The sequence below is a fragment of the Mycobacterium sp. 012931 genome (assembly GCF_000419295.1).
Taxonomy (GTDB): domain Bacteria; phylum Actinomycetota; class Actinomycetes; order Mycobacteriales; family Mycobacteriaceae; genus Mycobacterium; species Mycobacterium marinum.
Genome location: NZ_AOPX01000001.1, coordinates 3,401,011 through 3,412,313 on the forward strand (window position 1 = coordinate 3,401,011; position 11,303 = coordinate 3,412,313).

Annotated in this window: 9 protein-coding genes and 1 pseudogene; 7 read left to right on the forward strand and 3 right to left on the reverse strand. The window is 65.4% G+C overall.

Annotation, left to right across the window (positions count from 1 at the left end; genetic code table 11):
- Window positions 1–221: 221 nt before the first annotated feature.
- Complete coding sequence (locus MMSP_RS14935) at window positions 222–1,490, forward strand: YcaO-like family protein (RefSeq protein ID WP_020787304.1); 1,269 nt, start codon at window positions 222–224, stop codon at window positions 1,488–1,490.
- Window positions 1,491–1,594: 104 nt separating this feature from the next.
- Window positions 1,595–2,236, forward strand: coding sequence for a cutinase family protein (locus MMSP_RS14940; protein WP_020787305.1), 642 nt, complete (start codon window positions 1,595–1,597; stop codon window positions 2,234–2,236).
- A gap of 43 nt (window positions 2,237–2,279) precedes the next feature.
- On the opposite strand, the gene MMSP_RS14945 is transcribed toward MMSP_RS14940, so the two are convergent.
- A complete protein-coding gene (locus tag MMSP_RS14945; protein WP_020787306.1) occupies window positions 2,280–3,941 on the reverse strand; it encodes a PecA family PE domain-processing aspartic protease in 1,662 nt (553 codons plus the stop codon).
- A gap of 258 nt (window positions 3,942–4,199) precedes the next feature.
- On the opposite strand from MMSP_RS14945, the gene MMSP_RS14950 reads away from it, so the two are divergent.
- The 3 genes and pseudogenes from MMSP_RS14950 to MMSP_RS14960 all read left to right on the forward strand — a co-directional run bounded on the left by MMSP_RS14950 (window position 4,200) and on the right by MMSP_RS14960 (window position 7,125).
- On the forward strand, window positions 4,200–4,415 hold the full coding sequence (locus MMSP_RS14950; RefSeq protein ID WP_015355775.1) for a ferredoxin: 216 nt from the start codon (window positions 4,200–4,202) through the stop codon (window positions 4,413–4,415).
- A pseudogene (locus MMSP_RS29860) lies at window positions 4,412–5,814 on the forward strand (NAD(P)/FAD-dependent oxidoreductase). The gene MMSP_RS14950 and the pseudogene MMSP_RS29860 overlap by 4 nt, the downstream one beginning before the upstream one ends.
- 42 nt (window positions 5,815–5,856) lie before the next feature.
- Window positions 5,857–7,125, forward strand: a complete 1,269-nt coding sequence (locus MMSP_RS14960; protein WP_232022531.1) for a cytochrome P450 — start codon at window positions 5,857–5,859, stop codon at window positions 7,123–7,125.
- Between the two features lie 113 nt (window positions 7,126–7,238).
- Here MMSP_RS14960 and MMSP_RS14965 read toward each other — a convergent pair whose 3' ends face one another.
- Together MMSP_RS14965 and MMSP_RS14970 are read right to left on the reverse strand one after the other, a co-directional pair.
- Window positions 7,239–7,562, reverse strand: coding sequence for a DUF732 domain-containing protein (locus tag MMSP_RS14965; RefSeq protein ID WP_020725423.1), 324 nt, complete (start codon window positions 7,560–7,562; stop codon window positions 7,239–7,241).
- A gap of 353 nt (window positions 7,563–7,915) precedes the next feature.
- The gene (locus MMSP_RS14970) at window positions 7,916–9,244 is read right to left on the reverse strand and encodes a PPE domain-containing protein (RefSeq protein WP_020787309.1); all 1,329 of its coding nucleotides are present in this window, start codon (window positions 9,242–9,244) and stop codon (window positions 7,916–7,918) included.
- Window positions 9,245–9,471: 227 nt separating this feature from the next.
- Here MMSP_RS14970 and MMSP_RS14975 point away from each other — a divergent pair, with 227 nt between their 5' ends.
- Together MMSP_RS14975 and MMSP_RS14980 are read left to right on the forward strand one after the other, a co-directional pair.
- Entirely contained in the window at window positions 9,472–9,885 is a 414-nt protein-coding gene (locus MMSP_RS14975) for a VOC family protein (RefSeq protein ID WP_015355779.1), read from the forward strand.
- Between the two features lie 164 nt (window positions 9,886–10,049).
- Complete coding sequence (locus tag MMSP_RS14980; RefSeq protein WP_020787311.1) at window positions 10,050–11,150, forward strand: FAD-binding oxidoreductase; 1,101 nt, start codon at window positions 10,050–10,052, stop codon at window positions 11,148–11,150.
- Window positions 11,151–11,303: the final 153 nt, after the last annotated feature.

Below are 11,303 nucleotides of genomic sequence, written 5' to 3' on the forward strand. Positions count from 1 at the left end.
CGGCCAACCCGATCGCCTTGGCTCCGGCCCGTAGATGACGCGGAGGCGAAGCTGACGCCGGCTGAGCAGGCCGTGCTGAAGTTGCTGTGCACCTAAGTTTCAAAGCGCGTACCGCGCCTTTCCAGGCGGAATTTCAGGGGCTCGCACACCTGGGCCCGGAAAGGCGCCTCCCTTCGGAGGTCGGAGATCTCCTGTGAACACGATGCATTGGGGCAAGACAAGTGTTGACCATCGCAGCTAGCGCGGCCAACGTCCGACACCAGCACGGTGAGCGACAGCTACCGCTTACCGAGTCCGAGGCCCACGGGATGGGTTTGCTCGAAGAGCTAGGCCTGACGGCGCAGTTCCGCTACTACGGGGGTGACCCCACCGCGTGGCACTGCGAGTTGTTCGACACCAATAGCCAAGCCCGGCAGGGCATCGGGTTCGGCAAGGGCCAAGTCGCCGAAGCGCGCGTCGGTGCCCTCTACGAAGCGCTCGAGCACTACCTGATCCATCGAGAGAGCTTGACCCCGTTCAATATCGAGTTACTGCCCTGCGGGCAAATCGCGCACTCGGCGCTATCCGGCGAAGCGTACGCGGCCATCCTCGCCGACCAGCCCGACAACCACATCGCCTGCCGGCGATATCAAACCATCGACGGCAGCGACACTTTGGCCATACCGCAGTTCCTGTCCAATCCATGGTGGGCGGAGGCGGCCACCGCCGAACGGCGTGCCGAGGTGGGCGACACCGCGGACTACACAGCGGTGGCGCGCTATTCGTCCAACAACGGTTCGGCGATCGGCACGAGCCGCACCGAAGCCACCGTGCACGCGATAAACGAGGCCATCGAGCGCGACGCATTGTCGTTGTTTCTGGCCAAAACGTTTCTTGCCGAGGAACCCGATGCGCCGGTCGCGCTGGCAACCGAAACTTTGCCGAACGAGCTGCTGGAGCTGCTGCGCCGGGTTCAAAACCGAATCGGCCGCCAGGTCTGGCTCATCGACATCACCACCGACTTGGGAGTACCCAGCACCTTGGCGTACTCCCCCGGTTCCCGAGGCCGGTATTTGCTGGGCAGCGGAGCCTCGCTGTCGCGGCACTATTCGGTCTATCGGGCCCTAACCGAGCTGGTTCAAGTCCAGCTCGAACAAGAGCGGGCCGGAGCCGGCCAGGCCGCCAAACGTGTGCTGGCGATAAGTCAACTGGCTGACTATCCGGGGTTACAGGCCGCCATGGCGCTCGATCTCAGCAGGTTCGCCACCTCCATGTCCGCGACGGGATTTATCGACACCCTCGTGGCGTCCACCCCAGACGAGCACCTACAGCAGTTGCTGCAGATGTTGCACTCGCGCGGCTTCACTGCCTACTTCCGGCACCTACACACCAGCTCCAACGGGGTCACCGCAGTCCACACCCATATCCCCGGCCTGGAACACTTCCACCTGATCACCGACGCGGCCGTGGTCCCCGGCCAACGGGGCCTGGCCGCCATCGGACTGCGCTGACAACGCATTGACGGCGCTGGCATCAGCACCGGCAGTTAGGGCCCTGACGTGCGGAAGCTCCGACCCCACCGGCACCCCCGCCGCCGATATGTAAGCATTTGGGAATGATCGCACGCAGTTTTGCTCGCATCCTTGGTGCCGCGGTGGTGGCTTTGGGAGTGCTGAGCGCACCCATCTACAGTCCGTCCGCCACTGCCGACCCGTGCTCCGACGTCGCGGTGGTTTTCGCCCGGGGCACCCACCAGGAACCCGGTCTCGGCAACATCGGGCAGGCTTTCGTCGATTCGCTGACCTCGCAGGTCGGCGGGCGCTCAGTGGACGTGTACGCGGTCAACTACCCGGCCAACGACGACTACCACACCAGCGCGTCGCTCGGTTCCGACGATGCCAGCGCGCACATCCAGGGCGCCGTCGCCAACTGCCCGAACACCAAGATCGTGCTCGGCGGGTACTCGCAGGGGGCGACGGTAATCGATCTGGCCAGCACCGCGATGCCGTCGACGGTGGCCGATAACGTCGCGGCGGTCGCCCTGTTCGGTGAGCCGTCGAGTGGATTCTCGAGCATGTTGTGGGGCGGTCAACCGCTGCCGACGATCAACCCGCTCTATGGCGCCAAGACGATCAACTTGTGTGCCGCCGATGACCCGATCTGTACCGGCGGCGGCAACATCATGGCGCACGTCTCCTACATTCAGGCCGGGATGACCGACCAAGCGGCCTCATTCGCGGCCGGCAAGCTCAACTGAACTTGCCGCCGCGGCACGGGGCCGCGTTGATCGTCTGAGGCCACTACGGGTTGTTGAAGACCGTCGTCCCGGTACCGGCCGGGCTGTAGTCGATATACACCGGCTGCATCCAGAAGGGCAGGAACCCGGTGTTCATCAGGCCCGACGAAATCACCGTCGGCTGGTAGTCGTTCGTGCTGTAGTGGTAGACCTCGTTGGTCATCGTGGAGTCGGTATAGACGGTGATGTTGGTGTTGGCGGGCAGGGTCGAGCAGCCGATCACCGAGGATGGGATGGTTCCCATCACGCCGCCGGAATCGATGATCGAGGGAACCGCGACCGGCGCGCCGCCATTGACCGACACCCACAGGGTGGATATCGGCGCTCCGCTCACCGAGAAATTGGGTGTCAGCGGGTTGGGGCCGAACACGAGCTCGCCGCCCTGCATGTCGATGAGCAACCCCTGACCCAGGCCTCCGCCCAGCGCCTGAGTCGGGATGCTGGGGCCCGGGCCCACCGCGTTGGGGCCGACCCCGAGCACGCCGTCGACACCGGCGGACTGGAAGTATGCGTCGAATGGGGTGGTCAACGGATTGCTCCACAAGGCGTTGAGCCAAGTCGTCAAGGCGTACGGCGACGTCGGGATGGAGAACAGGACAACGTCGACACCGGTGGTCGAGGTGACGATTCCATTGCCGAAATCCACCGTGGTGGGGTACGTGGCGAATAGGTAGGTCAGTCCCCCGCTGTAGGCGCTCATGCTGATTCCGCTGGGTAGCCCCATGCGCAGTAGCCCCAGTGGGCCGCCGACATCCTTGACTTGCATCACCAGTCCGGCGGATCCGGTGTCAATCAGAACCGGGGTGCTGTGTCCGCCGTTGACGTTGACGTTGACCACCGGTTCAGTGACGTTGACAACCTCCAGCGGCACGGTACGACCGTCACCGCCCGCACCGCTGACCCCGTAGTCACCCAGCAAGAAGCCACCGGTGCCGCCCGCACCGCCCGTTCCGAGATCCCCGCTGATGCCGAGGCCGCCGGCGCCGCCGTTGCCGCCCCCACCGAACAGGCCCGCCGAGCCGCCGAGTCCACCTGTCCCACCGGTGCCCCCGGCGTTGGCGCCACCCGTCCCGCCGATTCCACCGCTACCGAAGAGCCATCCGCCGTTGCCGCCGGCACCACCGGTCGCGCCGGCACCGCCGGTGCCCCCAGCGCCACCGTTGCCGATCAGCCCGGCCGAACCACCGGCCCCGCCGACTATCCCCGACCCAGTCTGGGAGTAGCCAATGCCGCCGTTGCCGAAGAGCAGCCCGCCGGCTTCCCCGTTGGGGCTGGTGGCGGTCCCATTCGCTCCGTTGCCGATCAGGGGACGCCCGAGCAACGCTTCGGTGGGCGCATTGATTGCCCCGAACACGTCGCGTCCCAGCGTGTCCAGTACCGACACGGACTGGGCCTCGGCGGCCGCGTATGACCCGGCCGATGAGTTCAGGGTCAGGGCAAACTGCTGTTGAAATGCGCTGAGCTGCGTGCTGATCGCCTGGTATTCCTGGCCTAATCCGGCAAACAACGTCGCGACCGCGGTCGATACCTCGTCGGCCGCTGCGGCGGCCAGGCCCGTGGTCGGAACGGCGGCTGCCGCATTCGCCGCGTTCAGCGCCGATTCGATGCTCTGCAATTCTGCAGCCGCTGATGTCAGCCACTCGGGCGCCACCACCAGAAGCGACACGCCGCTCCCCTCCGCATCAACCCTTGATGTTGTTGCGAGTAAGACTATCCAGATACCCGCTTCCCCACCCCGGTTTTACGCACAGGTCACACCGCGATTCGCCTTCCCGCACCGGTCTGGGGCCGCGATCGACTCGCTCCGGCCACCCGCTTGTGCGAGGTAAAGCGGACCGATCGCGATTATTTCTGCGCTTGTTGGCCGCGACGCAGTAGTCTCTGCGCGCGAGGGCACCAGGCGGCGGAGACGACGGGTCGGGATATGCGATTGGTGGTCGATCTCAACAAGTGCCAGGGCTACGCCCAGTGCGTCCCGCTGGCGCCCGAGGTATTCAAGCTGGTCGGCGAGGAAGCGCTGGCATATGACCCCAACCCCGACGACTCCCAGCGGCAGCGGGTGTTACGTGCGGCGGCGTCGTGTCCGGTGCAGGCGATCATCCTCGAGGTGGACCCGCCGGCAGATCGGGACACCAAATGAACCCGGGGTCGTTGGTCGGCCAACTCGTCGACACCTTCAAAGCCCAGGGACGCGTGGTCATCGTGGGCGCTTCGCTGGCTGGCCTGCGCGCTGCGGAAGCATTGCGGGACAGGGGTTTTGCGGGGCATCTCACTATCATCGGAGACGAGCAATACGAACCCTACGACCGGCCTCCGCTGTCCAAGCAGGTGCTCAAGGGTTGGGTGCCGGCACACCACACGAAGCTGCCCCGGCTGCGTCCGGTTGACGCGCAGTGGCGGTTGGGCGTGGCGGCGGTGGGTCTGGACCGGTCCACCCGCCAGGTGCTGTTGGCCAACGGTGAACGGGTGGAGTACGACCGGTTGCTGATCGCTACCGGAACCCGGGCGCGCCCCTGGTTCAACCCGCAGGAGGCTGCGCTCGAGGGTCTGTTCACGGTGCGCACTTGCGATGACGCCGAGAAGCTGGCCGCGGCCTTGAAACGGCGGCCACGCCGGGTGCTCATCGTCGGCTCGGGTTTTGTCGGGTCGGAGATCGCTTCGGTGTGCCGGGATCTCGATCTCCCGGTGACGGTGGCCGAGCGTGGCAAGGCGCCACTGGTCGGTGCGCTTGGCGGCGTGATCGGCGATATCGCGGCAAAGATGCAGTTGGAAGCCGGAGTCGACCTGCGGACCGGCGTGGCCGTAGAAGGCCTCGAGGGCGACGCGGAAGGACACGTCCGGGCGGCCCGCCTTTCCGATGGAACCGTGCTCGACGTGGACGTGGTGGTCGCCTCGCTGGGCTCGATCCGCAACGTCGAATGGCTCGAAGGCGCGCAACTGGCAAGCGGGTTCTGGGGGGGCCTGCGATGCGGGCTGCCGCGCATTCGACATCAACGGAGTGGTGACCGACAACATCTTCGTCGCCGGAGACGTAGCGCGGGCCCCGCATGTGCTCTACGAGTACGAATTCATGTCTCAAGAGCATTGGGACAACGCTGTTTTCGGTGCCGAGGTGGCAGCCAACAACATGATCAGCCTGGAAATGGGTCGGCGCCCGCACCTGCCGCTGCCCTCTTTCTGGTCGGGGCAGTTCGGCGTCAACATCAAGAGTGTCGGCGTGTGCTCATTCGGCGACGAGATCGTATTCACCCAGGGATCGATCGAACAACGTCGCTTCGCGGCCGCATACGGCTACCGCGGCCGCATCGTCGGCGCGGTCACGTTCGATCACGGCAAGTGGCTGCCCTACTACGCGAGCCTGATCGAGCAGTCTGCCCCCCTTCCCGCCGCCCCCGCCGGGCTATGACTGCCCCGTCAGTTGCGAGCCGATGCCGGCCCGGTTCCCGGACCCACGCGAACCGACCGCAATGCCCGATGTGGTGCTGACCGGACACGATCCGACCTCGCGGGGTGCCGAATTCCGGCCCCGCCGAGGCTGACTTGCTGCGCAACTGGTGACATGAGGATGTGAGGAGATGGCGATGAATGCCGAAACCGCTTGGGCCGAGGCGATGAAGTTCGAGAACCGCCCCAACCCCTATCCCTATTTCGACGAGTTGCGCAAGACGCCGGTGGCCAAGGTTGCCGAGAAGACCTATGTCGTCACGGGCTACCGCGAACTGCTCGCCCTGGCTCATGACCCGCGGATCAGCTCCGACATCACCCGAAGCCCTTCGGGTTTCGGTGGTGAAGCCCCCCAGCCCGAACCGGGCAGCGAACACGTGCAGGCCTACGGACAAGATGCCAGCATCATCGTCTCCGACCCGCCCGATCATGACCGGGCCCGCCGGCAGGTGATGCGTCATTTCGCCCCGCCCCACTCCCCCGATCTGATTCCAAGCATGGAGCCGTTCGTGGTGCGGCTGGCCAACGACCTCCTGGGCCAGGCCAGCGCGCGCGGTAGCACCCGCCTAGACGTCGTCGAGGACTTTGCGTACCCCATACCCGTCGCCGTGATCTGCAAAATCCTCGGCGTGCCGATCGAGGACGAGCCGAAATTCCACGCCTGGATCTTCGATTTCATGGCGGGCGCCGACCTCGGCCCCGAGGGGGACACCGAGGAGGGACAGGTGCTGGCCGAGAAAGGCCGGGTCAGCACCGCGGCATTGACGGACTATTTGGGCGACCTGGTGCGCAGCTATGCAAAGACCCCCGGCGAGGGCTTGTTGTCCAAGCTCCTGCACGACGACGGACCCGATGGTCCGATGTCGGTGCCAGAGACAACCGCCAACGCCCTGCTGTTGCTGGTCGCCGGCCATGACTCGACGGTCAACACCATCACCAACTGTGTGATGACGCTGCTGCGAAACCCCGGCTCGTGGGATCTGGTGCGCCAGCGCCCGGAGTTGATTCCGCGCACCATCGAAGAGGTGCAGCGACTGCAGTCGGCGGTGCAGTTCTTCCCCAGCCGCAGCGCCACCGATGAAATCGAGATCGGCGGAACGGTGATTCCCGCGGGTTCGGCGGTGCATCTGATTTACGCCGCGGCCAACCGGGATCCGCGGCGATTCGACAAACCGAATCGGTTCGACCCGCTGCGCGAGGACAACGAGCATTTCGGTTGGGGCAGCGGGATCCACACGTGCATGGGTGGCCCGCTAGCTCGGTTGGAGGTCAACCTCGCCTTGGAGATCTTCCTGCGGCGGGTGCAGTCCCCCAAGCTGGTGGTCGACCCGCCTCCGTATCGGCACAATCAGATATTTCGCGGGCCCCGCCACTTGTGGGTGGATTTCGCAGCGATCACCGAATAAATTGCACGACTCAGTGAGCGGTTGCGCGCCTCGAGGGAGCCGGGGCGTGCCAGGAAAAAGGACAACTAGGTTATTTGTATCTTACGGCCACAGTTGGCGGTGGCCGCAATTTGCTAATCCGAGCAATACGTTGATTCCGCGGCGCTAACCATGGATGTCACGTCCGCGAACGTAATGCCTTTTTCGCCCAAGGTCGTGTGAATGTCCTGGGCTATCGCGTCCGGCGTCTTGCCGCTCATGCGGTCAGCGCAGATCTGGTGACCCATGGAGACGATGTCGGAATCGTCGCCCGCTGGCCAGGTAAATCCCAGCTTGTGCATCTGGGCGAGGAACGCGTCATCGGTCGCGTCGGCCGTGGCGACAGCGGTGCCGAATACTAGCGCGGCACCAACCGCGACAGGGGCAGTGCAGGCGGCTAGCCAGTGACGTGCAGACATGTCATGCCCGTCCTTTCTTTCTGGGATAAAGATCCGATGTGGAGTCAGCGAGTGTGCGCAGTACGTGAAACAGATTAAGGCCGCCGGCTTAGCCGCGCTAGATCCAAAACTATTGCCCATTAATACTTATCCAAATTTCCAGGGTTAACCTGGGATATATTTCGCCACTGCATTGTTCTATTGCTGGTCCAGAACGCGGCGGGCGCTCGAAAATTGCATATTTCGGCGCGGGGAAATGCCGGCCATTTACCCGAACTTCCTGCGGTTCGTTCTCGGCCGCTGCGACCTGCAATCATGCTGGGCTGCAAGAGGTTTCGGCGCAGCGATCAACACCGGCTTTCGGCTTGCCGGGATCAGTGTGGCAACAGGCGTTGCTTCTGCTCGGTGAACTCCTCCTCGGTGAGGATTCCCGAATCGCGCAGGGCCGCCAGCTCACGTAGCTCAGCGGCAATGCTGGTGATCGGCCCGGTTGGCGCACCGGTCTGCGGCGCTGCCTGATCACGGGTGGTAGCGCCGCCGGGCCGGTCTCGCCGTCCCAGGCCGCCGGTGCCGGCGATCGCCCGGCCCGCGACACTGGCCAATGCCATCTGTCCCAATAGGCCGCCGCTGGAGGCTTCGGCGGCGGCCGCGACGCTGGTGCCGGGCAATTCCAGGGCAAGCGTGCGTATTGCCGGCGCCGACACGGTCCAGGCTGACGGTACCGAGAGCCCACTGATGGAATTCGCCTCACCCAAACCCGCCGATATCGCCGACCCGTCCAGGTTGGTGATCGCTGCCGGGAATGGGGTTGGTGGCACCGAAGCCAGCCCCGGCCAGGTCTCGAGCCCAGCCCACCCACTGACGATGTCGTCGGTGTGTACACCGATCAGATAGCCGACGATGTCGTAAGGCAGGGCCGTGATCCCGACAAATGAGTCGACACCAAGTCCCGCTGCGCCAATTTCCGGGTCGATGAACAGCCCGCTGAGGTCAGACAACAGATCCAGCAGCTCCAGCGGCGTCAGCGTTGGGAGCGCCGCCGGTGCGGCCAGGCTGTTGAGCGTATTGGGGACGGCGGCCAACGCCTGCGGCGTGCGCGCCACGGTGGACTGCACGTTGCCCGCCGACGTCTCGGCGACTTGGGCGACTGCCGCCGCTTGCGTCGCTAGCCCACTGGGAGCGGTGTCCGACGGCGGTGAGTCGAAAGGCGTCAACTGCGTCGCGGACGCCGACGAGCCGGCGTAGCCATACATCGCCGCGGAATCCTGGGCCCACATTTCGGCGTACTGCGCCTCGGTACTGGCGATTGCCGGGGTGTTCTGACCGAAGAGGTTGGTTGCCACCAACATCATCAGCAGAGCGCGGTTGGCCGCCACCTCTGGCGGTGGCACCGTCTCCGCGAACGCTGCCTCATAGGCGGCCACTGCCGCCGCGGCCTGACTGGCCGCCTGTTCGGCTTGGGTGGCAGTGATTCTGGTCCATGCCACGTACGAGGCGGCGGCAGCAGCCATCGACACTGATGACGGACCGACCCAAGGGTCGGTAGTCAACCCCGCGACCACCAACTGATACGAGCTTGCTGTCGAATGCAATTCGGCCGCCAACCCGTCCCACGCCGCCGCGGCGGCCAGCATCGGCCCGGACCCGGGACCGGCATACATCCGGGCAGAGTTGATCTCTGGCGGTAGTAGTGCGAAATCCATCTCGTGTCACTCCGATCGGTCTAGCGAACGCCAGCGTGTTGGCGGCGTCGGTGACGGCATCCTAGGTTGCTCGGCCACTACCAAGTCGGCTAACGGCCGCCCTCCCAGGAACATGACACGTCCTTGAAACACGACAGGTCGGTCAACCCCGGGGTCCGGTGCGCTTTCCGAATGGCCTGGATCCGCGGTGCTTTGTCATCGCGGTATAGACCGGGTAGACAAGGGTGATGCGGCTGGACCACATCGTTTTGTGGACGACAGATCCCCGTGCCTCCGTGGATTTCTACACCCAAGTAGTGGGGCTTGCGCCGGTACGGGTCAGCGAGTTCGAGGCTGGAGACGCACCGTTTCCGAGTGTGCGGGTTTCTGCCGACTCCATCATCGACCTGCTGCCGCCGGATAGCGTTGCCGACACCGAAACCCTCACCGGAGGCCCGGGCAGCGCCGGCCATCGGGTCAACCACGTCTGCCTGGCTATGACGAAAGCCGAATACGACGCGCTCGATCAGCGCTTGCAGGCGGCCGGTGTGGACACCAGTGCGCGGCTTAACCGCAGCTATGGCGCCCGGGGATGGGCGCCGCAGGGATATTACTTCGCAGACCCGGACGGCAATGTGGTCGAAGCCCGGTACTACGAGTGACCAATTGGCCTCGCGCGCAGCGTGCCGGACTGCCGTCGGAGGCGAAAACGCGGGCACTGAAAGTTTTTTCAGTGCCAGCCGTATTCGTTGCCAGGTCGTCGGCACCTGGGTGAGGCGGGTGTCGCCCGACTGACAAACATCGACAGTCGTGGTTGATTGGGAGTGTGCGTTGCACCGATGTTGGGGTTGTCGGGGCCGGGATCGTCGGTCTGGCTACCGCCTACGCCCTGTCCCTGGGCGGCATCTCGGTGACCGTCTACGAGCGTGGGGTGCCCGGTCACGGGCAATCAGGCGGTGAGTCGCGCATCTTTCGGCATGCCCACGACGATGCCCGCATGGTTGCCCTCGCCAAAAGGAGCCGGCTGATCTGGGACGAATGGGGGCGGCGCCTGGGTGTGGAACTGCTCTGCAGTGATGGAGTAGTGGCTATTGGCCCGGTGGCCGAGCGTCGGTTGGGTGTGCTCGAGGCTGTCGGCGACTGCCCTGCGCGGCGGATCGGCACCGACGAACTGCACCGTCGGCTACCGATCTACGCGGACTTCGACGGCGTCGCGGTGCTCGACGAGCGCGGTGGGGCGATTCGCACCACGCGGGCGATCTCGGCGCTCACGGCCGCGCTGGCTGACCGGTTGGTCACCGACGAGGTCCTGCTGGTCCGCACCACCTCCGCCGGCACGGTCGAAGTTCGCACCGGCGGCGCGGTTGCCGAGCATGGCAGCCTGGTCGTGTGCGCCGGGCGCGGGACCGCTGCGCTGGCTCGCGGTGTCGGTCTAGCGCTGCCCGTGCGCGAGGGTGCCCACGTGCGTCTCACCTATCGCGTTCGCGGCGAGCCGCCACCTCGGCTGGCGTGCCTGCAGGACGGTGCCACCGGTTTCGGTGAGACCGGCATCTATGCGGCCGCGGAGGCTGGCAACCGGCGCTACGCCGTCGGACTCACCGAATACGTTGACGCTCCCGGCGGTGGCCTGCTGGCGCCCGCAGCGCTTGCCCGGCTAGGCGAGCGGGCCAATGCCTACGTTGAGCGCGCTTTGCCGGGGCTTGATCCCGCTCCCGTCGACATCCGGCATTGCTGGGTCACCGAGCTACCGTGGGGTTCCGACGGCGTGGGGGTCTGGCAGTGCGACGGGATCTTCTTCATCGCCGGGCACAACCTCTTCAAGCACGCACGGGCGCTGGGCAGCGAGCTGGCCGCGGCCGCCGGTGGTGACCACCTGTTCGACGACTTGCGGCCCGAGGCACAGCTGGGTTCGCGAAGCCCGCAGTAGCGGCCGGCGGGCATGAGCCAGCGTCTGCACGCGTTGCGTCGATTAGTTCATCGAACTATAGTCTGGACAAATGTCCAGTTTGCTGTCGCGGCGTCCGAGGCTTCGTTGACCGCCCTGGGCTTGGCGCGCTTCCCTGGCCGCTCACCAGTGGAG